The sequence below is a fragment of the Serratia sp. JUb9 genome (assembly GCF_014298095.1).
In the GTDB taxonomy this organism is placed as follows: Bacteria; Pseudomonadota; Gammaproteobacteria; order Enterobacterales; family Enterobacteriaceae; genus Serratia_B; species Serratia_B rhizosphaerae.
The window spans coordinates 1,772,215-1,798,158 of the sequence record NZ_CP060416.1; the positions used below are offsets into that span (position 1 = coordinate 1,772,215).

General features: G+C 45.8%; 16 protein-coding genes and 3 pseudogenes. 12 read left to right on the top strand and 7 right to left on the bottom strand.

Annotation, left to right across the window (positions count from 1 at the left end; all coding sequences use genetic code 11):
• Positions 1–12: 12 nt before the first annotated feature.
• From HF675_RS08315 to HF675_RS08330, 4 genes and pseudogenes are all read left to right on the top strand, one after another.
• Positions 13–213 (top strand): annotated as a pseudogene (locus HF675_RS08315) (tyrosine-type recombinase/integrase); the annotation flags it as partial.
• Between the two features lie 47 nt (positions 214–260).
• On the top strand, positions 261–479 hold the full coding sequence (locus HF675_RS08320) for a hypothetical protein (RefSeq protein WP_107759086.1): 219 nt from the start codon (positions 261–263) through the stop codon (positions 477–479).
• A gap of 79 nt (positions 480–558) precedes the next feature.
• Positions 559–1,986 carry a hypothetical protein gene (locus HF675_RS08325; RefSeq protein WP_107759087.1) on the top strand — a complete coding sequence of 476 codons (1,428 nt, stop codon included), beginning with the start codon at positions 559–561 and terminating at the stop codon, positions 1,984–1,986.
• A 62-nt stretch (positions 1,987–2,048) separates the two neighbouring features.
• Positions 2,049–3,227, top strand: coding sequence for a DUF3800 domain-containing protein (locus tag HF675_RS08330; protein WP_129639783.1), 1,179 nt, complete (start codon positions 2,049–2,051; stop codon positions 3,225–3,227).
• Positions 3,228–3,679: 452 nt separating this feature from the next.
• On the opposite strand, the gene HF675_RS08335 is transcribed toward HF675_RS08330, so the two are convergent.
• Complete coding sequence (locus HF675_RS08335) at positions 3,680–4,141, bottom strand: hypothetical protein (protein WP_129639784.1); 462 nt, start codon at positions 4,139–4,141, stop codon at positions 3,680–3,682.
• Between the two features lie 1,022 nt (positions 4,142–5,163).
• Here HF675_RS08335 and HF675_RS08340 point away from each other — a divergent pair.
• From HF675_RS08340 to HF675_RS08350, 3 genes are read left to right on the top strand one after another with little or no spacing between them, the layout of a single operon-like run.
• Positions 5,164–7,551: an ABC-three component system protein gene (locus tag HF675_RS08340; RefSeq protein ID WP_129639785.1), complete on the top strand. Its 2,388-nt coding sequence runs from the start codon at positions 5,164–5,166 to the stop codon at positions 7,549–7,551.
• A complete protein-coding gene (locus HF675_RS08345) occupies positions 7,544–8,089 on the top strand; it encodes a hypothetical protein (RefSeq protein ID WP_107759093.1) in 546 nt (181 codons plus the stop codon). Before HF675_RS08340 ends, HF675_RS08345 begins: the two co-directional genes overlap by 8 nt.
• Entirely contained in the window at positions 8,082–10,823 is a 2,742-nt protein-coding gene (locus HF675_RS08350; protein WP_227013032.1) for an AAA family ATPase, read from the top strand. The genes HF675_RS08345 and HF675_RS08350 overlap by 8 nt, the downstream gene beginning before the upstream one ends.
• Positions 10,824–10,894: 71 nt before the next feature.
• Here the strand turns inward: HF675_RS08350 and HF675_RS08355 are convergent.
• A pseudogene (locus HF675_RS08355) lies at positions 10,895–12,062 on the bottom strand (IS3 family transposase).
• 191 nt (positions 12,063–12,253) lie between these two features.
• Between HF675_RS08355 and HF675_RS08360 the strand changes: the two are divergent.
• From HF675_RS08360 to HF675_RS08370, 3 genes are all read left to right on the top strand, one after another.
• Positions 12,254–14,536: a hypothetical protein gene (locus HF675_RS08360; RefSeq protein WP_129639787.1), complete on the top strand. Its 2,283-nt coding sequence runs from the start codon at positions 12,254–12,256 to the stop codon at positions 14,534–14,536.
• Positions 14,537–14,574: 38 nt separating this feature from the next.
• The gene (locus HF675_RS08365) at positions 14,575–15,798 is read left to right on the top strand and encodes a hypothetical protein (RefSeq protein WP_227013031.1); all 1,224 of its coding nucleotides are present in this window, start codon (positions 14,575–14,577) and stop codon (positions 15,796–15,798) included.
• Between the two features lie 647 nt (positions 15,799–16,445).
• Positions 16,446–17,390 carry an ArdC family protein gene (locus HF675_RS08370; RefSeq protein ID WP_129639788.1) on the top strand — a complete coding sequence of 315 codons (945 nt, stop codon included), beginning with the start codon at positions 16,446–16,448 and terminating at the stop codon, positions 17,388–17,390.
• A 484-nt stretch (positions 17,391–17,874) separates the two neighbouring features.
• On the opposite strand, the pseudogene HF675_RS08375 reads toward HF675_RS08370, so the two are convergent.
• Positions 17,875–18,916, bottom strand: a pseudogene (locus HF675_RS08375) (IS3 family transposase).
• Positions 18,917–18,956: 40 nt separating this feature from the next.
• Here HF675_RS08375 and HF675_RS08380 point away from each other — a divergent pair.
• Together HF675_RS08380 and HF675_RS08385 are read left to right on the top strand one after the other, a co-directional pair.
• Positions 18,957–20,948 (top strand): DEAD/DEAH box helicase, encoded by a 1,992-nt coding sequence (locus HF675_RS08380; RefSeq protein WP_129639789.1) that lies wholly within the window; start codon positions 18,957–18,959, stop codon positions 20,946–20,948.
• 32 nt (positions 20,949–20,980) lie between these two features.
• The gene (locus tag HF675_RS08385) at positions 20,981–21,583 is read left to right on the top strand and encodes a hypothetical protein (RefSeq protein WP_129639790.1); all 603 of its coding nucleotides are present in this window, start codon (positions 20,981–20,983) and stop codon (positions 21,581–21,583) included.
• A gap of 297 nt (positions 21,584–21,880) precedes the next feature.
• Here HF675_RS08385 and HF675_RS08390 read toward each other — a convergent pair whose 3' ends face one another.
• From HF675_RS08390 to HF675_RS08405, 4 genes are all read right to left on the bottom strand, one after another.
• Complete coding sequence (locus tag HF675_RS08390; protein ID WP_129639791.1) at positions 21,881–22,168, bottom strand: hypothetical protein; 288 nt, start codon at positions 22,166–22,168, stop codon at positions 21,881–21,883.
• Positions 22,169–22,274: 106 nt separating this feature from the next.
• Positions 22,275–23,021: a MobC family replication-relaxation protein gene (mobC, locus tag HF675_RS08395; protein WP_129639792.1), complete on the bottom strand. Its 747-nt coding sequence runs from the start codon at positions 23,019–23,021 to the stop codon at positions 22,275–22,277.
• Positions 23,022–23,031: 10 nt separating this feature from the next.
• Positions 23,032–24,906: a type IV secretory system conjugative DNA transfer family protein gene (locus HF675_RS08400; RefSeq protein ID WP_129639793.1), complete on the bottom strand. Its 1,875-nt coding sequence runs from the start codon at positions 24,904–24,906 to the stop codon at positions 23,032–23,034.
• 698 nt (positions 24,907–25,604) lie between these two features.
• Positions 25,605–25,907, bottom strand: a complete 303-nt coding sequence (locus HF675_RS08405) for a TrbM/KikA/MpfK family conjugal transfer protein (protein WP_075208278.1) — start codon at positions 25,905–25,907, stop codon at positions 25,605–25,607.
• Positions 25,908–25,944 lie beyond the last annotated feature (37 nt).

A 25,944-nucleotide genomic window follows, 5' to 3' on the forward strand; every position in this document is an offset into this window, starting at 1 on the left:
TCATTGTGCACGAGAACGTTCAGGGATTCGTTTGCTATGCACTTGGTGCAGCACGGCGTGCCAAAGAAGGTGATCCAGGCGCTGATGGGCCATGAGGATGAGAAAAGCACCGAGTGGTACTGCCGGGTGATGGCGCTGGACGTGACGCGCCAGCTCGGCGTGCGGTTCTCGATGACTCCGGAGGACGCGCGGGCGCTGATCGCCACGCGCTGAAGAATTAATGGTGTGTGAGGATAAATACGAAAGGAAAAGGAGCGCAGATGGCAAAATATGCAGGGATGACTGACGACGAGCTGGCCGATGAAATAGCCCGACTCAAGGCCGAGATTGAAATAAGGGACGAATACTTCCGGGATGCAGAGGACGACGTTATAGTAAGCACGATAGTACAGAGCACAATCGACCTGCTGTTTAAAGAGTGGGAGGCGGCGGCGGACGAAAAGTCAAGGTGGGCAGGGTATCCATGTTCGCTGAAGTGAGTGCTTAACTCTGCGCAGCAGGCCTGATATATAATGAGCTTTGTAGCCTGGTACATTCAATTAAAATACAGGAATTATAATGATCAACGCATTACCTAATAACTTAAACGTTTTAGTCGGACAAATCGAAAAAATAATAGATTCATGGCCCGTCAAGGTTTCACTGGATCATGCAATCAAATGGGTTATGCAGTTCGATGCTGAACATTATCCCCTAGCTGTCAGAATTCTCAACAATATTGATATTCTTGATTCCTACAGCATCAGGTCGGCTTTGGAAGTTGCACACACAAAATTAATAAGGAAAATATCGGAAAAAGGTTCTCCGATGGAGAAATATAATACCCTTTTTGCAGCAATAGGAAACACGGCCAAAAGTGGCTCATTGATAGCTTATCATTACAGGACAACGGTAGGTTTATCAGAAAAGGATTTCGTGTCAAATGATGATGAAGATAAACTAGACCTGTCCAAGATTGAAAATATCGTATTGGTCGATGATGTCATTGGATCAGGAAAAACCATTGCTCATGAAGTTAAGCGGGTTGCTGAAGAGGTGTATTCATTAACAAAATCCCGTAATTTATTTGTTCTGACGGTTGCAGGTTATGAAGATGGAATAAAACATGTAATTGAAGAAACAGGCGCCACCGTTGTTACGGCTCTGGAATATTGTTCAAAAGATACTGTGGCTAATCTTGACGGCGTATTTTATAAAGATATGCCGGTATCGGAGCGTAATGCATCACTGGAAATCATAAAAAAATATAACAGGGTCGTATCGACATCCACACTGGGATTTTCTCAGCTGGGTGGCTTACTGGCGTTTGACCATAACACCCCAAATACAACGCTTCCAGTCATCTGGAGCAACAGTAAAGGGTGGCTTCCTCTTTTCCCAAGGGCCACATCTATTCCTGGCGTTGCAAAAATACTGAAAAGTGCCAATGAAGAAAGAAAGAACAGCGTTACGTCAGATGAAATAACGTTGTTTGTTGAGGGGAAGGTAGATGAGCTTTTTATCGACTGCTTCATTAGCAATAAAGCTTTGCAGGAAAAAATTAATGTCGCGGATTTGAAGGCCATTGCGTTAGGAGGTCTGTACCAGTCTGAGAGATTAATGGAGTTACTTACTGAAAGTAAGAAGCAAGCAATTTTTATAGTTGAAAATGATGATCACACCAAAAGAGCAATCCAGCGTTTTGAATTTTATAAGAACTCACATATTCTGCATTTAAAGCCTAACTTTGTTGCGCTTCTCGATATTGATAAAATTTATCAGAATAAAGAACGGTTTAATGGCTTGCCCGATCAGGCTGCGATGTCTGATGAGGGTAGGTGGTGGCGGGATTTCGAGCAGGCAGTCATCAAGAAACATTTAAACTCAACTAATAATGAGAGAATCATTCAGGTAATAGATGAGTTCTTAGATGATGAAAAGTATGAAGTTTTCTGTCAAGAACTGCTGAACAAAAAGAATGAGATGCTAAAGTCACTCGGTAAGTAAGAATGACTGTAACTATCATATTTTTTTGACTGTCTTATAACGTTATTTAAAAGGGATTTATAATGAAAATATATATTGATGAGTCAGGGATATTCAGTTCAAGTAACGATCTAGCCACCATTGATAAAGCATGGGGTACAGTTGGAGCGTTAACTGTACCCCATAAGAATGAAAAAAAAGTCAGTGCTGCATTAATGGAGCTTAAGTCGAAACTGAACGTGCCTTCTTCTGAGGAGATTAAACATCTCAAAAGGCCAGACCCTTCTCATGATTGCTTTGCCGATTTTATCACCGCTTTACTGAAACTGGATTGCACGTTTCATGCGATGACCGTCAATCGTACATCATTAGATGATGAGTTAACCCGTCTCCACATGAAACAACAGATTGATGGCAGACTTAGATATATTGAAAAAATCAGGGGTGGCCTTACGCCTGATGAGTTTTCCGAGGTTAACCATTCTTTTGAAGAAACAAAAAATCTCATCAATTCTTTAAGCATTCAGGAATATAATCAGGTTGTTATTCAGTCGTATTTGATTTCACATATGCTGGATAAAACCATTACCTTTTATCTGCGCCGTAATCCGCGAGAATTATCCCGCTTTGAATGGGTTTTTGACAGGAAAAACAACGCACCTCTGAGCTTTGAATGGCTTTATTCAAAGTTTATGCCTGAAACTGTTGAATTGGATTATTACAGAGAGCCACGTGGTATTCCACACTTGCCAGAAGAAATGGAGGTGTTCAAGAGAAACTTTGGCGTGAGTGATGCTGGTATTGGAATGCCTGAAGATGAAGTGGAACGACGCATGAAAGTATTTGGTGTAAACCATTCTTCTGTTGCAGATGCTTCTTTTCCCTTTCAGTTTGGTAAGATTCTAAAACAGTATAGTATTTTCGGTAATTCATCGAAATCATCAGGATTACAAGCTGCTGATGTAATTGTTTCAGCTGTCAATCGCTTCTTGAGAGGGAATGTTGATGATGTGGTAAAAGCATCCAGGAACCTTGGCCCGTTACTCATTCATTCTCCAAGGCTCGATGTCCCGGCGATCCCGCATATATCTTTTTATCATGGAACTGAATTAAAAAGAGAAATTGATTTTCATAATCTTGAATTACTTAATTCAGAAGCAAGAGAGTTATATACTCCGGCATTCAGAAGTGGCTTTACCAAGACTATTCATAATTTATTAGAGAAACAACGTCAGGGATGTCAGCCTCAAAACAACAATTAACACTCATCTGTACCGTACCCATAGACTTTTCAGTTGTGGGAGTGTTGTCCGGGCTTGCAGTGAGTTTAAGCGCCAATGGGGTGGTATTACTAGGGGTCAGTTTGGATATGTAGAATTATTGCACGGTAAGCCTGTTTTTTGAACAGGCTTACCTGTAGCAATAGAGTGTACTCCCGCGCTATACAGCGTTTTGAGGGGATTTTGTCTTAATCGGATAACCTAAAAGCGATAGCCACTGACGCTAAATCAATCCCTTACGTATCTGGATTGGTTAAAAAATGTGCTTAACGTACAAACATTTCCGATCCCTAAACTGACCCTGTAAGTATCCCAGCTTTAGTTCCAGGCACTTTTGAGATTTCCGGTTTCTTTGTAAGCATCCCGGTAAACCGGACCAACCACTTTTTGAGCCATCTTAAATGACTCAAATGTGTCTAACAGCGGGGAGCAGGTCAATCCGTAACCCCCCTTTTTATAATGGTCACGCGGTCAGAGAAAATACGGGCGACAGCCTCCTCGCTGTCCAGAAGTCCATCGCCTTCGGCAACGATAAACTGTGCGGCGCCGGATGCAAGGATAATCAGACATTTTGTGTTCTTGTCCTCATAGAGGAGCCCTCTGACGCTGAAAAGCAGGGCACTGATCGGTGCGTCGGGTAATCGCGGGTCTTCGTGCGTCATTTCATCAACAAAAAATGGAGACCAGGCATTTTTTTCATTAAAGAGAGAGTCTCGGCATGGTGAAATCCTAACTGTGTGATGGCCTGAAATGGGCACGGGAAGGATAGGTATATCCGTTGACGCGACCACGGGCAGGATGCGGATAATATTGTGAATGCTCACGCCCAGCACAAGGGCCATAAGCAGCCACAGCAGATGATGGCAAAGCGAATGGTGAGAGAACATACGCGTCATTGAATTTTAGCATGCAGAGGGAAGCTCGCGGATGACGGCAGGCTTTTATTCCCGTCGTCGGTCATAACGGTTTAGACCCCTGCCAGGGAGTGCAACAGGGGTTCATTCAGTTTGAGCCCATGATTGGGGATTGTAAAGATGAGTCTGGCGGGCAAATCGTGACGTTCCAGCATCGCCCGCAGTTTATATACCAGTTAGTGGTGATTATTGACGCGTATACGCGGATAATTATCGTTCCAGACTATACGGATAATGTCCTGCTTAGAGGTAATCTGGTTATGCAGGAAAATAAAAAATATTCTTTGTGACTCATTAATAAAAAAAGTGGTGTTATTCTATATTTAGAAAATCAAAGAAATTAATTTTATCTGAAGTTAATAGTTTTGATGTTTTTAATCCGTCATCCCGCACTCTCCGGCTATCATTTGTTGCTTAAGTATTGCTGTTTGCGATTAATAAGTGATTGGTAATCACAATGGTGATTCAATGCGTGCTGACTAAATACGGTTTCAGGCTCTCAATTTAAACGAACGTCTTTGCTGATAAAAGAGGGTGCAATAACGAATAACAAATTAACGATTTCTGATGACTTATTCCCCTGTGAGCTGGATTCGTGAGTCGTTCTCGCCGGCCTTATTTGCCTGGAGGTAGAAGCTGAAAGGTCAGTCGCGCCGCCCGGGCTCTCACAGGTTTTAACCCGAATTCGCTCCAACGTATTGATTTAACATTGGGCAACTGCGAATCTCGCAAGGACCTGCCAGCCACGCGCCTGAAATTCCTGAAAATAACGCTTACGCACATTCCCCTCTGATTCAGCAGGCCTCAGCAAGTGTATTTTTGAATCTGGAGCTCATCCCTTCGGGATAGCCCTGCCAGGCATTAAAACATGGCGTGCGGTAAATACCCCCGTTACTGATGGCGATGAAATTCTTAGCATTTCAGGCTTTGTGCCCGGCTTAAGTGGGAGTAAAGTATCTTAAAATGACACAAAAATAGTGACTACGTTGTCTGAGGGATGGTGAATGGACGCCAGTATTCGTATTTACAGCGATGAAGACGATGATCGAGAGAGAGCGCTGGCTCACAACAACGCCCGGGATATTTATGCTCATGACTGCGGACAGTTGCCTTTTGGCACGCTTGACCCCAGAGCATTCGAATTAATCGTCCGGGATTTATTTGATGAGAAAAAGGTTGAGGCGACCTGGGACTGGTATGACACGGCCTTTCGGATAAACGATGGATCCGATAACGGTATCGACGTTCAGCTGATGAAAGACCGAGTGATTGCGGGCATCGTGCAATGTAAACGGTACAGTTCGAAAGCGTTTACCATGCCAGAAGTTCGCGATGAGTGGATAAAAATCTGCCTGCGCAGTCTGGTGATAAGTGATTTGCTTCCTCCTGACGGTCTCCCATTTCGCTATATTCTCGTAGTTTCTGATAACGTTAACGGCGAAACACAGCAGTATTTCCAGCGAAACCCTACTGCGCTGGCCGATCTTATCGGCCGAAAAACGGATTACCTCAAAGCACTGGTTGCCGTCCGCGACAAATATGCGTTGCTCAGAAAATCCCCGCTGCTTAAGGAAAAAACCGGACAGGCATTATATGACATGGTGCATCCGCAGTTTGAGCGACTGAATATTGAGCTTTACACCCGTGAATCGCTCTCGCCACTTGTGCGTGCGTCCGACAACCTCATGGGCATCTATTTTCGCCGTGAAGTGTATTTTTCTCAAAAGAGCGTTCTGGATTTTTTCCGGGAGGTTTATCCAGAGGGCGCTATTGCGGCGGATGTACGCGCCATGCATGCAGAAAACGTTTATACCCATTACGGAAATGAAAACCTGTTATCCGCAGGCCGGCTGAACGCATTTATTTTTCCGGCGGGCGAAAGACTTTCTGTGCGTATGCTGGGCGAATTCCTAAAAGATAAAATGCCCGAGGTGGCCGGAAACTATCCGGTCATGCTGGTCTGCCCCGCGAATGCTTTTGACCCTGCTGACCAGTGCTCCATTGATGCGCTTATCAGTGAATGTCAGGGCACCGTTATTTTACAGGCAGGCTGCGGCATCGTGCCCGGTACCGTGCTAAACGCCTGGAAAAACGACGGCTGGCTTTCTGCTGACAGCGAGGGCCTTTACCCGGGAAGGGCTCAGTATCAGGCGGGCTGGTGCTGGGTAAAGTCCGGTGTGGGCGATATTCACCGGTTTATTTTACTGGAAACCTGCGACTGCAATGCCGCTCTGAGTTATGCAGGGCGCGCGCTTCGCCTGGCGTTTAATGATGTGAATCTCTGGCCCGTTCTGAACACCGATTATTACACTCCGGCCGGTTCTTCCGGCACGGTACTGGATGACCGTCTCTCTCTGAGCATTGCTGATGACGGTCACCGGCGACCCAACGTCCTTCTGGTCTCATCATCCTGTGCGCTGACACAGGAGCATTTTAACGCACAAATCCGCCGTTTTGAGAGCCTACGTCAGAAGCGTTTTCTAGGGGTCATTTTCTGCCATCAGTCACAGGTGGAGATTACGGACGGCATACGTTATGCCTCAGGCATTTACCCAGCCAGTGCAGGTGATGATCTTTTGCACGCCGATAACGGGCCGATACCGGCCCTGTTAATCCGGGATAAGAGCGTGACCTCTGCGATGTTTTGCCTTAGGTTTAATTCGGCGGGTGATGAATTTACCGCGACATCCTGTTACATGTGGCAATGGCACAATGGGTGTTTTTACGAGGTAGGCGATGGTATACAGCTTGAGCTTCAGCGGGTGCTGCTGGATCCCTTCACTGATCCCCCGCAATTCCTTGTACAGGAGGGGGTGAATGCATTTCGGCACGCGCTGGTGACATGTAACCCCCCCTATGCCGGCTATTTTGTTCATTATGCACTGAGCGGGCCCAGGTCCTATGTCTATCCGCAGGTGAACACATTCCTTCAACAGCGCCGGGGCATGCGTAAAGTGATCAGAGCGCTAAGCTACCTTTCAATGCACCCCAGCGTCAGCTGGAACGGTAATCATGCCGTGACGGGTCATCTTTTATGGAACGGTGTGGGGACACCTGAGTCCGTGATGGGATGGTTACCTGATGAAATGAGTGACACGCAGGTTGACGCCATACTGACCCGGTGGATACAGGATGGGGGGGAGCATTGCGACCTGAGCGTGTTTGCTGATGTGGAAGAGGACCTGCCTTCACATGGTCGTTCAATCCGACAGGATCTGACTCGCGCCAATATTGCTGAACCCGCGGCGGAGGCTGACTCCTTCGCTGCGCCACGTTCAACGCGCAGAGCCTGGCTTTTCCCCCTTAATCCTCTGCTCAGCCGGACGCGAAATGACGATCCGGCTGAGCTTGAGTGCTATCTGAGCAGTATATGGACGGTAAAAAATGGATAGTCTGATTGCTGAATTTGAAGCAAAAGCGGCCTTTGCCGGATTCTTCAGGAAAACATTGCCGGTGGAATACCTTACGGGTATGTCTGAAGGCAGTCTTTACTGGGAATCCGAATATGCCTGCATGCTGCTGTGGCCTCTAAACGCGAAGCCTGACCAGATGGAAAGAGAATTGATCGTCAGCGAGAAGATTGCGGACGCGATGGCCCGGGCTCGTGAAGGCAAGGGCAGGGTCATCGATGCAAGCGTAGTATATGCGATGCCGTCAGTTCACGGTGTCCCTGACGGCCTGATTACAGAAGTTGAGCAGAATACCCGTTTGGTCAGAAAGCATTTCGTGTGGATGGAAAATGGGGAGTGGAAACGCACCGGTCGCGTCACAATGCTGGGGCTTGCCCCGCTGGAGCAGCGGGGAATCTCTGCCGTAGACCTTAGGGTCACAGGCAGCACGCAAGCGCTTCTGGCTGAATTTGAGTCGGGAAATTCCCCGCGTGCTATCGCCCTGAACCATGGAAGTAAGTGGGAGAGCAGCGATGTATAATCTTCAGATATTAAACGTGACGATCAGCCGGTTTAGGGGAATACCCGGAGAGGTGACCATTCCGCTTAACACGGGACTGACCGTTATTTATGCCGCAAATGGTACGGGAAAAAGCACGCTTTGTCAGGCGGTGGAGTGGTTACTGACGGGCATATTACCTGACGTTTCAGAAAGTTCGCTGACCTGTAAGTGGGGGGATGGAGAAACCTTTGTTGCCGCAGACTGCATTATTAGCGGGCAGCAGTACCGGCTAACGCGCACGCTGAAGGGACTGGAGAAGTCCGACGGACAGGTCATCACTCAATGCAACACCCTGTCTCTTCTTAGCCTGCTCTCTCCGGAGGAAATTGGTGCGGGCAAGAACCGTCCCCAGGCGGTTCTGACAAAGCAGGCCTGGCTTCGCAATAGCCGGTGGCTTTATTCTAATGCCTTATCCCTGCTGGTGGATGAATCGCAAGCCGAACAGCGTTCACAGGTCTTTGCCAACATTCTGGGGTACGGACATCTCATACCCCTACAGCAGTCCATCAACAGTTATCTCCAGTATCTGCCCGGTGTCAGCCAACTGACACAGCGGCTAGACCGTCTCCGGGAAGAGCTCCGCGCCGTCAATGAGGCTGAAAAAGCAAATGAACCTGCATCAGATGCGGCTGAGCTGATTTCGCAGCTTGCCGTCAGCTTGGATTCTGGGCAGGACAGTTCAAATCATGAAACTTTCCTTAAGCGTGCGCAAACGGATATTGCGAAATACAGACGTGAGACGGAAAGTTACGGAGCCGTCTGTCTTGATGTGTCAGCCCGGTGGGAAGCCTTTGAGCATGCATCCGGAGAGGAGCAGCAGTTACGCACCCGAATCCTTGTGCATCGCAGCGCATGGCAGGATGCCAACCAGAGGCATCAGCATGCCGGGGAGCAAAAACGGCGTGACGACGGTCAGGTTCGGGAACTGGAAACGCGGCTGAAATGGATGGCTGCGCAAGGCTCCCCGGCGCAGGATTATGCTCAGATAATGCAGCAGGCGGGCGTCAGCGCAAATCTCCGTTTCACGGATACGCAGCTGCTTGAAAACTATTTTGAAAAGGGTATCCCGTCAGGCGCGTTGCAGGGCTATCACGAAGAACTGAGTCGCTACCTTGAGGTGGCACGCAGCGTGTATGTTTCAGGAGAGGCTCGTGAGGAATGGCAGTCTCGTATCAGGCGCGTGTCGCGGGATGAGGTGGTTGCGTTACGTGTTAAAGCACAACAGGCAGCGGATGAACTTAAGCGGATGACATCCTCGGTCAGGGAGCTGGATGATCAGACCGCTGAACTGCACGCACTGGGATTGCAGCTTGTCAGTCAGGTACAGGGGAACTGTTGCCCGCTCTGCACGCATGACTGGGTTAAAAATGAACGTTTATTAACTGCGTTACGTACGGCCCGCGACAGGCTTTCCCCTGAAGCACAGGCGCTGAATGTGCAGCTTGAGCAAATGCGCAGTGATTATGCGGGCATGGAAGAGACGCTCAGGGAAAAGGAAGGCTTATTGCGTGATGCAGACGCCTTTTCAGCATCCCTTGCCGTAGCGGAGAGCAAGCTCAGTGAGGCATTTAGGGCGCATTGCAATGGTGTCTTTTTTGAGGAGAGAGGAATAACCTCATCGTCACCCGAACAGTTATCTCAGTTTATTGCTCACTTGGAGCTGTCTGCACGTTATGCGGCGTTCAGGGAGAGGCTACTTGCCGCGGAAGCATTTCTAAAGACGGATACAGACGCAGTGGTCGAATTATCCGTCTACGACCGGTGCCAGTCTGTGCAGTCTTCGCTGGCGGAGATAAAGGATGATACTGACATCGCCCTCCGGACGGCGCGGCTGGCGCAGCAGGTATCCGAAATGGGGCTGAAGCAGACCGGGGAAGACGTCTCTAAAAGCCTGCAACAAATAACGGCCGCAGAAGAACAGCTTGTTGCCGTTCTTGCGGACCTTCAGTTCATCCAAACTCAGTGGAGAAAAGTCAGTGCTGCAGACCTGACAAAAGCGAATCTGCTCCAGTGTGAAGAGGCGCATGCAGGCATGCAGAACCGCCTGAATCACTTAGAGACGCTATATGTACTGGCTCAGAGGGCCGTGGATCTGCACAGAACTATTAGTCGCGCGGGATCGCTTCGCACCAGCATTGAGACGCTGGAGCGCAGGATAGGTGAACACACACGCAGAAAGCGGGAAGGTGAGCAGGCCCGTGATGAGCTAGCATCCGAAATCGAACGTCTGACCAGCCTCAGTCTTAAGAATCTCATCGAACCTGCTTCGGAGATGTTTTCACGAATGCATGCCAATGAAGTTTACGATGGACTGAAAGTGGCAAAGGACGGCAAGCTGAGATGGCGGGCACTGACAGGTGACAAAGCGGATGATGAACTTATTACGCAGGATTATTTCAGTCAGGGGCAGCGGCAGGATCTTGCACTGTCCCTGTATCTTGCCAGAGCAAGGACCTTGGGGGGCACCTTCTTCCTTGATGAGCCTGTCGCTCACCTGGATGATATGAACCGCGTGGCTATGACGGACATTTTCAGGATGCTGACGATGCAGGAGAAGGGGCTTGGGTTAGTGTTAACGACGGCAAGCGACCCGCTGAGGCGCCACCTGAGACAAAAATTCTCGGCCCTCTCAGGCGATCGTGCATTGCTGAGCATTATCACCATGAATGGTAACCCTCGTCAGGGCGTCTCTTTTGACATTGAGCAGTATTAACACTGAGCGTAAACGTCTGGCCTGTGAGGTGCAGGCCCGAATGAATCGCCGCGGGTTTAACAGTGTAATGGTCAACAAAAACTGGCCACCGCTTTAGAGTTTTTCCAGTATCGGTTTTCCGATTCGTTTGGGGGTAACCCACCGTTATATTCATGCGATCTTAGCGAGCTGTAATACCCAACGATATAGTCTGTGATCGCATGAGTTGCTTCGCTAAAGTTAATATAACCTGTCACCGGCACCCACTCATTCTTCAGGCTCCGGAAGAAGCGTTTCATTGGGCTATTATCCCAGCAGTTTCCACGCCTGCTCATACTCTGCTTGATCCGGTATCGCCACAGTAACTGCTGGTACTGCCGGCTCGTATAATGACTACCCTGAACGCTGTGGAACATCACGCCGGCCGGCTTGCCGCGCGTTTCCCGCGCCATTTCCAGCGCTTTCATGGTGAGTCTGCTGTCTGGTGAGAACGACATTACCCAGCCCACTGGCTTTCTCGCGAACAGGTCGAGAACAACGGCGAGGTATGCCCAGCGTTTGCCTGTCCAGATATACGTTACGTGGCCGCACCATACCTGATTTGGTTCTGTCACTGCGAACTGTCTTTCAAGGTAATTCGGGATAGCGATGTGCTCATGACCGCCACGTTTATACCGGTGAGTGGGTTGCTGGCAGCTGACCAGCCCAGTTCTTTCATTAGTCTGCCAGCAAGCCAGCGCCCCATCTGATAGCCTCTCTGGGTTGCCATGGTGGCGATGCTCCTTGCCCCGGCCGAACCGTGGCTGATGCTATGTAACTCAAGCACCTGGCTTCGTAATACAGTCCGTCTGTCGTCTGGTTTTTCAGGGCGGTTTTTCCAGTATTTGTAGCTGCTGCGATGAACCCCGAACACATGGCAGAGAGTGGCTACAGGATAACGCGCCCTGAGTTTCCCGATTATCGAGAACTGTTCAGGGAGTCTGACATCAAGAGCTCGGTAGCCTTTTTTAATATTTCATTCTCCATTTCAATACGTTGTAGCTTTTTCTTCAGCTCACGTATTTCAATTTGTTCCGGAGTAATGGAAGAGGTTTTAGGTATTTTTCCCTGCCGCTCATCGCGCAACTGCTTCACCCATCGCGTCATTGTGGAAAGGCCGACATCCATAGCGCTGGCTGCATCTGCCACGGTGTAGTTCTGGTCAACGACCAGTTGAGCGGATTCGCGTTTAAACTCTGCGCTGAAATTTCTTCTTTTCATTGGGACACCTGTTTTGTTCTGAGATGAGCATATCACCTCTGTTCAGGTGGCCAAATTCAGTAAACCACAACAAACAGCAGTTCTTGTTTAGGTAAACACTTACCTTACTCGCTTCTTGTAATCAATCCCTAGACATCCCCAACATACACTTTAAAATAAGTATCTATTAAATCCGAAATTCTAAAAAAACAATGCAATCAATCCAGTTCGACCTCCACAAACTTGGATGGAAGGCTTTCGAGGATCTCGTATCATGTATCTTGAAAGAGACCTTTGGGCAGACATTTCAAGTATTCTCTGACGGCGTTGATGGCGGCCGCGATGGGGCTTTCTATGGCACTTGGTCTGGAACTGGTTTCGGCGATGACATCAGCATTAGTTTTACTACTCAATGTAAACATTCCAGCAAGCAAGATATGAAGCTTTCAAAGGGAGTTGTTAGTGATGAACTTCCTAAGATTGAGCGGCTTGTGAGTAAAGGGCTGGCCGATGTATACCTTTTATTCACTAATTGTTCAGTTTCCGCTGAAACAGCCGCCTTGATGGAAGAGGACATGCGGAAAGCTGGTGCAAAGTTCGCAAGGATTTACGGTGCCGAATGGATAAACCACAGCATATCCTTACACCCAAGTCTTAGGCGTATGGTACCCCGAATATATGGTCTTGGTGACCTTTCCCAGATAATTACAAATCAGGCATTCCGGCAAGCAAAAAGTGTTCTCGATTCGATTGCACCAGATCTTGCATGCTTCGTCCCCACAGAGGCATACCGACGTTGTGCACACGCTCTCAGGGATCACGGATTCGTGATGCTTATAGGTGAACCTGCAAGTGGTAAGACTATGATAGCTAATTTGTTAGCGCTCTCAGCGGCTGATGAGTGGGGGTTGCAAACGCTGATTTTAAGTTCGCCGGAAGATTTGGATAGGCAATGGAACCCAGACGATCCAGGACAATTTTTTTGGGTTGACGATGCTTTTGGATCTAATCATTGTGACTTTAACCGAGTCCAAGAGTGGAATCAAAGGCTCCCTAAGTTGAAAGCTGCTATACATAAGGGAGCGCGAGTGATTTTCACTTCGCGCAGCTATATCTTCCGTGCAGCCCAGAATCGCTTAAATACAAATAAATTCGAGTTGTTTAAAGACAGCCGAGTCACAATTGAAGTTGAGAAACTCTCCGATCCTGAAAAAGCCATGATCCTGTACAACCACCTGAAGCTTGGGAAACAGACTAAAGCATTTCGAAGGGCAATTAAGAGTTTTCTACCGTCAGTAGTAACAGTGCCCAAATTTCTTCCGGAAATTGCCCGGAGATTCGCCAATCCACAGTTCACGAATAAGCTTGTGCCTAACGAAGTTGGGGTCGTTGATTTTTTCTCAAATCCCACGGGGATCATGGCAGACATTATTGGTGGGCTTGCACCCGCTGAAAGAGCGGCCTTAGCCCTCGTATTTGCTAATGGAGGGGAACTACCAATCCCACTGCGGTTAGAAAACCCTCAGACAACCAATATCATCACGTCCATGCAATCAAATCTTGGCGACGTAAAAGCTGCATTGTCAGCATTAGATGATTCACTCATCAGAATTAGCAAAACACAAGACGAACACTACTGGAAATTCCGCCATCCAACCATTCGCGATGCTTTCGCAACTGATGTTTCGGGTAATCCAGAACTCATCGATATCTACCTTTCCGGAGTCACAAAGGAAAGATTAATCGAGGAAATCAGTTGTGGGGATATGGGGATTGAGGGGATAAAACTGGTTGTGCCACATAGTATGTTCAACAGCGTTCTGGACATCATCGATCCTAGTGGCAACAGAGCCTCCATCAGTAAGCCAATACTCTCATTTTTGGCAAGCAGGTGTTCACCTGAATTCTTGGGACTTTATTTCAATAACAACAAGACAAAGGCTAATTTGCTTGATTTAATAAACTCTGCGAGAAGATACGATAATAGCCTTACAATATTGGGTAGGCTGAATGCAAATGGTCTACTGGGTGATGAGCTCAGAATAAAAGTACTGGACAGGCTGAGCGTTCTTGCCACAGTAAACCATTCAGATTGTTTCATCGATGCCGACTTTGTCGGAGTTTTACTCTCGCAAGAAGAGAATGCAGCCAGGCTTTCAGTCCAAAAAGTCGGGTTTTACTCTAACATGAATGAAATAATCCAAGATATAGAGGATTCCTGGGGTACAGATGATGATGTAGACGAAGCATTCTACGATGTCATACGCCTTTTGGAGCGATTTCGTGACGAGAATAATGAACTTTATTGTGCGGATTTTTATGATGAAGATGAATGGCAAAAATCTGAACAATTCATCCGTGAAATCGAAGCTAAGAAAGATATGTTGAAGCAGAAGCAATCCGAGGCAGTGGATTACGAAGAATTAGAAACAGAAGAAGCCCAGAGTACAAATTTGTCTTCAGGACGAAGTATTTTCGACGATGTTGACGAGTAAAATCTTAGCATGATTATTAGTAATGATTGAGGTCTAAAATGGATTGGGAAATATTTAAACTCTCTCTTGCACAGCGAGACCTTACGGGTCTTGATTCAGAATTCACATTGTCAACAAAGCGTTTAGTTTCCCTTTTTAAAGCAGATGGGGCACATCTTAATAAATGGTGGGTTATGACCCCGGTAGAGTGGATTTGCCCCTGCTGCAGAAGGAAAAAATCAGAAATAGTGAGGCTGAATAAAAATAATTTTTTAAGCTGCCAACTACATGAACATCATGACCATATGAAAGAGGTCGTAAAGTCCCTCTTTGAGGAATTATCAACAAAGAAGAAAACTATTGTTGCGGATGCTCTCTCTGAACGATTTGCCATAAAGACAGCATTTTCTTTATCAGCCTATGACAATACGATAATATGTTCTGACTGTAATAAAGCCGATGCTGATGCTAAGCGCTTAGTTAAATGCCATCGATTTTTTTCATTTTCACCAACGGAGATATCGGAATTTATTCATGTTGCCAGTAATCGCGAACATCAAATAAATGCTGAGGCCGCAAAAAAAATGTGGGAGAGGGTAGAGCCTGTATTTAATATTCGCATGGATATGGCTAGAAAATTTGCAACTATAGCTGCCGAAAAACAAGACTGGTATCAACCATCAGAAAAAACCGCTAAACAGACAGAAACTTTAGCCAGGCATTTTTTTAGGATTAATGGATTGTTAGAGTTTGATCAGTATTGGCCTGAAAGTTTACTGTATAACACTGAAGTTTTTAAAGGAGCAACTAACTCTTGGAGGATGAAAAAAAGTTTTATCGCTAAACGTGAGCCAACATCAAATGAGATTTCCCACCTTTCCTCTACTAGGGGGAAATATTGGAATAGATATGATGAGCGATGGGTGTGCCCTTGTTGCAAAAGAATTAAAATTGAGTGTGTCAGAGCTTCGAAGAAAAATCCTTGGGTACTTGAAATAAAGAAAGTGCCTCTATTCAACTCTGAGAAAAAAACAGTGGATTATGAGAGCGCAGCAATGTGTGCAGATTGTATTGACTCAGTAATACATTTAGGTCGTGAGGCTTTAATTTTAGCTGGTTCAGATGCAGTTTTTCCAAGCTCAGTTATCACATTACAGGAGTTGTCTTGTATAATAGTACCTCGGCCTTACTCCAAACATACTTTTAGAAATGATTTAATAGATGAAATGTTGCCATCGATTATTGAGAGGTGCTCTATTTTCTTTAAAGATATCCAAAAATAGTTGAAATTAAATTGGCGATTCAATTCCGATAAGAGCTGAGAATGGATAGTTTTTATCGAAACAAACATCATTATATTTAAAAAAATACAAACTGGAATTTGAGGGGCGATCTTCTTGTCCAGGGTTTGAAATAAATCACATTTTTTATTTGTTGTCATTCATATCCAATATGGAACTGAAACTCAAAATAATTACTTCTCGAGCAAATTAAGAATGTTAAAATAAGTCTAGAGTATATTGATTATAAAATTATAGGGTTAGATGTTTTTTTTCAAAAAACTACTATTCATACATTTGCTACAGCTGCTACATGTCGCAGGCTCTGTAAGAGTTAACACCCCTGCTTTTTATTTTACTTTTTAGCTAGACCTTATCCCTAAGCCAATCAAACCACTACAAATCTCTAGCCTTAACCTCTTTCACCGATACGGAGCAAGGGGCGCTACGAATGGGTATTTAGAATCTGGTTTTTCTCCCATGTGATTTCCGTTCCCGTATCAGCTTCCGGCTAATCGTTTCCCAACACAACCCATCCCGCAAGGGTAAATAGCACGCATGCTGCGCCCTTGCGGGATGGAACGATGCCGGAAAAGCGAACCGTCAGGCGATACGAAGACGGAAATCACACCACTGACGGAGAAAAAACCATGACTATTTCCCTGCATAACCAGACTAGCGCCCCTAGCACCGCAACGGCGACCAGCGTATCCCCGCTGGAGCAGTCAGGCTCCTCAAAAACGAAGTTTTCCAGAACCGAAACCGATATTTATCAGACAGTCACTGACAGCATCATTTCTGCCCTTGAAACAGGTGTTAAGCCGTGGTCCTGCCCGTGGCAGCGCGTACCAGGCATGTCAGGATTACCTTCAAACTACGCGACTGGTGCTGCTTACAGTGGAATGAATATCATGTTGCTATGGTGCAGTGCCTCAAAACAGGGATTCAGTGATTCGCGCTGGATGACCTACAAGCAGGCAAAAGCGGAAGGCGGGCAGGTGCGCAAGGGAGAACACGGCACTACCGCCATTTTCTATACCACGCTGGAAAAGGAAAATGACGACGGAGAAACTGACTATATCCCGATGCTGAAGACGTTCACCGTGTTTAATGTTGAGCAAATTGATGGTTTGCCTCTGAGTGACGAAGCCGTTTGTCCGGCAGAGATCTTTGAGCCGTTACCGCGTGCGGAAGCGCTTTTCCGTAACAGTGGTGCAACCATCATTGAGAAGGGACAAAACGCCTTTTTTGCACCGTCAACCGATGAAATCCGTTTACCGGAACGTTGTCTTTTTACCGACGCTGCCAATTTCTACGCCACCGGCCTGCATGAGCTGATTCACTGGAGCGGGGCAAAAAGTCGGCTGAACCGTGAAATGAAAGGGAAGTTTGGCAGTGAGGGGTATGCGTTTGAGGAGTTGATCGCCGAACTGGGAAGCGCGTTCCTGGTGGCGGATCTGGGGATCGTTGGAGAGGTGCAGCATGAAAGCTATATCGCTTCCTGGCTGAAAGCACTGAAGAACGACAAGCGCTATATTTTCAAGGCCGCCAGCGCGGCATCCAAAGCGCATCGTTATTTGATGGATAAGCTTTGAGTGGGAATGCACTGCAAAGGAATGGGGCTTTGCGTGTAGGGGGCTTTTAAAACAGTAACGCTGTAGGGACATGAGTGAGGCGGAGCGCAGACAGGGCGAGCACCGAACAGTCATGTTCCTGCAGTGGAATTAAAACAACCCCAAGAAGGGATTGATGTGTAGTTACTCCATGTGATTAATTGCAATAGCTCATATCGCTGTACAGCTTTCTCGTACAGCACACAACCAAATATGACAGTCAGTTTAGAGCTAAAAGCAGGCCTGACGAAATCATTGATTCCAGCTCATTCTGAAAGTAAACCTAGTGTTGCATCGGCCCGTTGAACCCACAGCGAGAAGCGGAAGTTAAATGGTTAGACGTTAGCATCGACTTACACAAGCCCAACCCAATGCGGCAGCTTTATATTTTTAAGATGTTCCTCCTCAACGACAAGCTGTAACGAGCTCGGGTATGACCCTGGCCCAAAATCAGTACAGTGCTAAATCAGAGATCTTCATCTTTCTGGATACTTCGGATAAATTCCGCCGGAGTCATGTCATTTAATGATGAATGGGTTCTCTCATGATTATATTCCCTGCGCCAGTTGTCGAGTTTGTCCTGTGCATCTTCCAGTGACAAAAACCAGTGAATGTTCAGACACTCATCCCGCAGACTACCGTTAAATGACTCAATATACGGGTTATCTGTCGGCTTGCCGGGTCGGGAGAAGTCCATCGTGACACCGTGTTCATACGCCCATTTATCCAGACTTTTCGAGATAAACTCACTGCCGTGATACCTATTGAGTGCATCCATTACACTGACCACAACCTCACCCTTCAGTGATTTTCCTTCATGGATCGCCAGACATTCCCGACTAAAATTATCCACTACAGTCAGCGCCCGGAAGTGCCGTCCGTTAAACAGACGATCCGACACGAAGTCCATACTCCAGCACTGATCGATGTGCGTCACGGGCGGACGCTGCTGACGGTGTGCCGCACTGATATGTCTGCGGGGACGTTTCCTGCGCAGATTCAGGCCTTCCAGACAGTAAATCCGGTGTGTTTTCTTATAGTTTATCAGCCAGCCTTCCCGTCGCAGCAGGACATGAATGCGCGGACGTAGCGTATTCGTGTTTCCGCAATTTCCCTGATGCGCAGGGTTATTGCCCGATCATCACGCCGACTCTGCCAGTGATAGACAGTTCTGCTCAGTATCAGCAACCCGCATCCTCGACGGACACTGATGCGATAAGCCTCACGCAGAAAATGTACCGCCTGGCGCTTCTGAGCCGGCCTCAGAACTTTTGCTTCAGCACCTCCTGCAGCATCTCCTTGTCCAGACTCAGAGCGGCCACCAATTTCTTCAGCCGCTGATTTTCATCTTCCAGTTGCCGCAGACGGCGCAATTCTGTCACACCCAGACCGGAAAATTTCTTCTTCCAGTTGTAAAAGGTGGCCTCAGAAATGCCCATCTTTCTGCACACACTTGGTTGGAAGTTCCCTAAAATTGTTAGATAATAACTTATAGGTTTATCCACCACTTACGGTGGTTACTATTAACATAATCAGGTGACTAGCAGCATGCCAAATAGTTTATTTTATAATCATATAGAAAAGAGTGAATTGAATACAAATGTTATTCAAAATATCGAGGAGTATGCTGAACAAAACCCAACTGAACAGTTATACTTAATAACAGCTCCATTAGGTGAAAACAAATATAGCTACTCTTATTCAGAAAATACTATAGTAATACTTTCACCAAAGCACAAAATAATATTCATTGATTTAAAAAATGATGAAGATGAATTTGATGAATATTACGAAGATTTTATGGAGGATGTTAACTCTATATCTGATAAATATAGATATCAAAAACATATAGGAAGAGCTCGAAAATTAAAAGAAGGTTTCACGAGCCAGGTTACGCTAGATAACGACTTTGATTGCTCAGAAATTTTGAAAGAGAATCAACTTGATGAGGCTGACTATAGGAAGTGTGAGCTTTTGATATCATTAATTACGGGTAGTATAAATAATATAGATAAGGTCGGAGTTGAAACTCCAACAACGCTTCTTGAAAAAGTAAAACATAATATAATTTTATTTGATGGTGAGCAAACTCGATTTATATACAAGCAACTACCAAATAAAAGAATATCAATCCAAGGTTTATCTGGCACTGGTAAAACCGAGCTTTTAATGCATAAACTAAAAGAAATATATGCATCGGAAGATAAGATTAAAATTTTCTTTACGTGTCATAATAAAGCATTATCTCATACACTGAAAGATAGGATTCCAACGTTTTTTGACTTTATGAAAGTCGAAAAACAAATCAAATGGAATAATGAGTTGTGGGTTGATAGAGCGTGGGGTTCTAAGCAAGATAAAGACTCTGGGTTATATAGTTATATCTGTGATTTTTATGGCATTTCTTTTTCAAGGTGGAGCAAAAACACTAGTTACCATGAGATTTTTTCTAAGGCATTAATTGAAATTAATAAAATTGAAGACTTAGAATATGCATTTGATTATATTTTAATTGATGAAAAACAAGACTTTCCTGAAGTATTTTTTGAGTTGTGTGAAAAGATTACTAGACACAAGGTATACGTAGCTGGTGATATTTTTCAGGATATTTTTGAAAATAACATCAAGAAAGAAGTTGAAAATGTCGACTATGTACTTAACAAATGTTACCGAACGGCACCTCGGATTTTAATGTTTGCACATGCTATTGGAATGGGGCTTTTTGAGGAAAACAAACTCAATTGGTTAGAAGATAGTGAGTGGGAAAGTAGTGGTTATACTATCAATAAAGCAAACAAAGAAGTGACACTCTCTCGTGATTCTATTCGGAGGTTTGAGGATTTAGAAGAGACAAAAATATCGAACATGAATATCATGAAACATATAAATGAGTCACAAGTTATTGATATTTTAAAGCGTATTAAAAATGATAATCCGACGGTAGAATCAAATGATATTGCTATAATCATGTTAGATAAAGATAATTACATCTATGATTATATAGATCGTTTAGAGTTTAAAATTAGAACTGAGCTTAAATGGGATGTTAATAAAGCAGTAGAGACTAAGAAAAAAATACCCAATCAATTGTTTATTTCAAATGTTAATAATGTCAAAGGATTGGAATTCCCTTTTGTTATTTGTGTGACAAAGGAAATTAAAGATAATTATACATATAGGAATAGTCTTTACACAATGTTAACCCGTTCATTTCTTCAGTCTTATTTGTTGGTTGAAAAGTATGAAAAAATCCAATGCCAACTTGATGGTTTAGATATAATTAATACACAAGATGTAATTAAAACAAAAGAGCCAAGTAGGGAAGAAAAAGAAAGAATACAGAAGCGTATTGTTAAGGTTAAAAGTCAATCTAACGTCTCCTTCTATGATTTTATTAATGATATTTTAACAAGAGAAGGGATTGAAAAGAAATATTGGAAGAAATTCATCCAGTCTTTACCTGAAAGTTATAAAGACGATTTTGATGAGGATGGGATTGTTGAATTTATTAACGATAACAAAAAGTACTACTGCAGATGATTGAGTACTCATTTGATATAGATGAATCTTATATGGATAGATTTTTTAAGCCGATTAAAAATAAAATCCAGATAATAGAACTATTGATGAATAGTATTAAGTATATGCTTATCAATCCGACAATTAAAGAAAGCAACGCTAAGGGTAAGATTATAGTTAGAATTGATAAAATGAGTAGAATATTTTTTGTGAAATCTGATAAATATTTCTCAATTATGTTCCCATTTTACATTAAGAAAAATGAATGCTACTCATTCAAATTTAGAAACGAGATGGAAGTTGATAATCGAATTACATCTGAGGTTATATCATTAATAAATGAGCCGAGTTTTTATAGTGGCTGTAGCTTGGAATTTATTGAGAAAATATCCTTATATCAAGAGGATAGTTGTAATGAGAGTTATTGGAGTTTTTTGAGAGAGTTACTCATGATGGAAGATGGATATTTAAGGTATGACTATGATAGGATTAACTATGAAAAACATGGTAAAAAAGACATACATCCCTTGCATCACTACGACTTATTTTATGGTAGCAATTCTACTTTTAAAATTGGATTGAGACGAAAAATATCAGAGGAAGATTTTTTAGACTTGCTGAACATAAAAACAGATTGTAAGTTTATTAATTGTTAGAATATACAGAGGGAGGGGCATTATCCTGTCACCGATTGAATTAGCTATATTTGTTAATTTTCTGGTGCAGGGGTACCCCCCCGAAAGAACAATGCAGGCATAAGTAGAATTTTCCTCTAACCTGAATGCAGCGGGATTTCTATGAAATTATCACGTTCACCGGCAGCCAGATAATTTCCATTTTCATTCACACCGATGAGGTACTTAAACTTGGTCATCAATTTCCGCTCTTGGCACAAAGCTGCCTGTCAGATTAGGTTTGGCCCTATGTCGTAGTTGTGCTAGGTCAAAGGTGAGCTAATATAAATTATCAGTATCTTTCTGAAGCGTCTGAAGGCGTTGTTCCAGGCTATTCAGTCTTTCTTCGAGGTCATGGCTCTGCTGCTCAATATCTTCCATCGTTTCTGACAGAACATCACGCAGCAGCACAAAATTTGCATGTAGGGCATACACAAAATCGTGGCCGCGAACCAGTAATGCTTCGCGCGGTATGTCCTGCAAAGCGGAATGCGTCATCCAAGTCACCAGCGCTTTTGCGCTCATTTCGGTCAGTACGTCCGCAAGTCGGTCAGTTTCTCTGTTCATTCTGGTGTCCTGTCTGTTCTGATATTGGGGAGTATTTCGAGGGGGATTATTTCAGGTTGTTGCGCTGCTGGTTGGGTGGGTTGGGACTGTAAGTGATACAGAAGAACTATATGCAGTGGCCTACATCAAGCTGTTTTAGCTCGTCGAGCGTGTAGATGCGGAAGACATTTCGGTGGCGGGTTTCCAACGGGATGTGCTGATGGTTAACGATGACGTGCCGGATGCTGTCAAAGAGCCGTTCAAGGCCGCGCTTTTTCTGCGGATCCGGCACAATATAAAAAACGTAAATCCAGTCTTTACGGGTGCGGGCCAGTAAATGGCTGGCGATGATTGACTGGTATCGGGCTTTGGTTTTCAGACGACGCTCGGTCTCAATGGCGATCACGGTGCCGCCGGACAGGGTGATCAGCCCGTCCGGGCGATGACCGACCTGATACCGGCTGAGGAAGGTTGTGCGGTCGCCATTTATCCACCCGGATGCGCCTTTTTGCTCAAGGATGATCCGGGCTGCCTGATTATCAAGGTGATGTTCCAAGGTCCAGCCGGTGATTTTTGAAGGCTCAAACCGCGCCGGGAAAAGCGCATCGTCGGGTGTTAATACAACGGCCAGTCCGTCACTGGTTATGCCCCACAATGAAATCTTCATCGTGCGCGATACCAGGACATGCTTTTGTATTAACCCCATGCCCTCGACTTTTGAAAGCAGGGAATATAGCGATTTATGGTCTCTGAAGCCGAATAGCAGCATCAGCGTTTTAAAGTCACTGTACGTATCTTCTTTCAGAAAATTCAGAAGTCGTTGTATTTTTTCGCGGTGCCGCGTCTGGCGTTCGCTGTATGCGGTGATAAGCATCATTCCCCCTTTAAAAATCCAGCAATGACGGGTTTTCTTCTTTATCGGCATTTGGTGTTGTCGTGTTTTTTTCGCCCACCTCATCAAAAAAAAGATCAGGCCGCGTTGTGGTGATATCCGGCGTTAATGCTGGTCCGGGGGAAGTTTCCTCCTCGCTAAAATCCAGGGTGATGTTTACCGTTGCGGCGGTGGCGGCAATCGAGGGCGATACGGCACAGATTTCCAGCTCGCGTTTTCTCACCCTGATGGGCGAAATCAGCGAAGCAGACGGGAGTGTTTTTGTCGTAAAGATGAAGCTGACAAAATCGGGTAGGTTCAGGATCATATTGCTGTCGGTAAAGAAACGCTCCGCCTGCCTGATGGTGCGTTCATCGTCGATAGTCTCTGTCAGTACGGCATCGGTTTTGGCTTTGCGGACCTCATCATCGACTAATATGGTGCCGGACATCCTTGCCACCCATTCAGCGGTGTCCGGATCCATGACCCGATAAACCAGTTTGAATTTAGCGTTCTCAACGACCGCGCCGACAACGGCATCACCTTTCAAATCTGCCGGGCAGTCTTTTAAATCGGCAATCGACTGATGGTCCATAATAATGTGCACGCCTTTATCGCGTGCCGCGCCTAAACCTTCCAGCGCGGGCCTGGATAAATGGTATTTCAGTTCGGAAAGATAAATAGCAATGGGGCGGGGCACGTCCTTCACACGCTCGCGCCTTTCTGCCAGTTGGTATAGTCGAACCAGCAACATGCGCTGCGCGGTAATGATTTTGCTGTTGCGCATTGAGCCAATCACATAGCAGCAACCGCCTTCCTCAAATATCGTATTAAGCGAAAATCCGGTGGGGGCATTGATAGCATTGAGTAGGGCCAGCTCTTCAATTTTCCCGAAAAAGGCCTTTATCTTATCTGCAATACCCTGAACGTAGTCGCCGTTATAAACATCCCGAATGGTTGAGGCAGTATTTCGGGTGACATACTGCGCGGCTATTCGTGCTGCTTTCCGGTCGTCAATGCGATAAAAGTCAGATTCCTGACCTTTCTCTGCCAGACTGAAACCGGCAACAAAAAGCTCTTCGAGTTCATCGGCGGTGATCGCTTCAATCAGGTTTAACTGGTATTGGGGGTTTCGCAGGTCAATTAAGGCAAAGGGCTTCCCGGCATCTTCACAAGCTTTTCGGTAAAGGTGGGGTGCCCATTCATCATCCTTGGGGTCCATCACAAATACGCCTTCACCGGCCAGAATGCTTTGATATAGTAATATGCCGGTGGCAACGCCCTTACCAGCTCCTGTTGTGCCGATAATATCCGCGTGTTGTTTTTGCCAGTCGTTTAACGGCAGGTACATTGGCTGAATATCGCGGTCCATGCCGATAAATAACCCTTTGTTCAGGTCGATATAATCCAGCGGGTCATAATGCAGCGTTTCCGGCAGCAGTGATTTTACCGTGCGGACATCGGTGCGCAATTCCCGTTCAAGCGTTGTTTTTCTGACGAGGTGTTTCTTTATTCTGTCTAATTCAGGTGTTAATACTCTGCGTAGCAAAATATGCAAAATAAAACCCGTTACGGTAAAGGCAATCAGCACCGGCCATGCCAGAACGGAAATGCTGGCGACTACACGGCCTTTATAAAGCCACTGAAAAATCCAGATAACAACCGGGGCCATCGTACCGGAAAGAAAACACAGCATGGAAAAAACAATAATCAGCTTTTGCCACAACGGGGCTTTTTGCCGTTCATCGCTTTTCATTGACGCGAAAAACGGCATCGTCAGCCCCGATAACAGCGCCAGCATCAGCTGATGCTGTTGCATAAAAGCAATGAAGCTCAGCGCGCCATTCACTATCGGCGACAGTGAAACGACCAGCTTATTCAAAATCACGATGCCTCCTTCGTCAGCAGTTCGCCCCATGACATCGCCCCATCAGTTCGCCCCACGGTGTTGGGCGAAAAGGCGGGGCGAGCGTATGGGGTAAAGAAGGTGGCCGCTATGCGACCATGTGCCGGAAAGCATGCTTCCCTGCACGACACGGCGTGCGCCAGTACATGCGGGCTGGACGCCCTTATGATATGTCGCATGGGGGTAATGTCGTGGCTGGACGCCGCGCCAAACCCCCAACGTCAACGGCGGCACACCGTCGCCCGCTACGCGCGACCACCCCCTTTAAGACGGTCGCTTTCGCCTTTTTCTTCCCTTTGCTCGTTCCTCGCAGCGGGAATAAAAGGGAAGCTGACCTTTAAAGAGGGTGGTCGCGCCACGCTACCGGCTTTTGGCCGGAGACTTAGCCGCGACGGTGTGCGGGGCTGTGCCCCCCAGATAAATCGCTGTCGTGGGCGACAGCTTTTCGCTCGCTGGGGCGGCGAAATTTATCCGGCTCCCCCCGGCCTGCAAAATCCGCGTGGGCGCGGCTGTTTGCAGGTGAGGGGCGGTGCCTGAATTATTTTCGCTCCTTAACCCGCGAAAATATTTCTGTCCGCTGCCTCATTTTTACGGCCCCTGTTTCTTCGCTCCTTAATCCGCGAAAAACAGAAGCCGTAAAAACCTGAAAACCGTCACGCTCTGTGCCCGTCTCGCCAGTATTAACCACGAACGCGGCCATATTTACTGATGACCCGACTGATAGCCGCCGGGTCTGCCGAGTCACATTCAAGTAAAAACGATTTTCTGGCATCAGCCGTATGGTCAGGTAGAAAACCATGCCTGTTCTTTTTTGCGATATTAAAAAATGCCCGTTCAGCGGTGTGACATTCACTGCTGCCGCCATTCCCGGTTGCTTTACCGTACATACATAACACCACTTTGCAGGCATCAGCAGCCAGTACAGATGTTGGACATGACGCCATAACGCAGAGTAATAATACGGATAATATTGTTTTTTTCATTTCAGTTACCATTATGATTAATGAAAGGTTACGTATC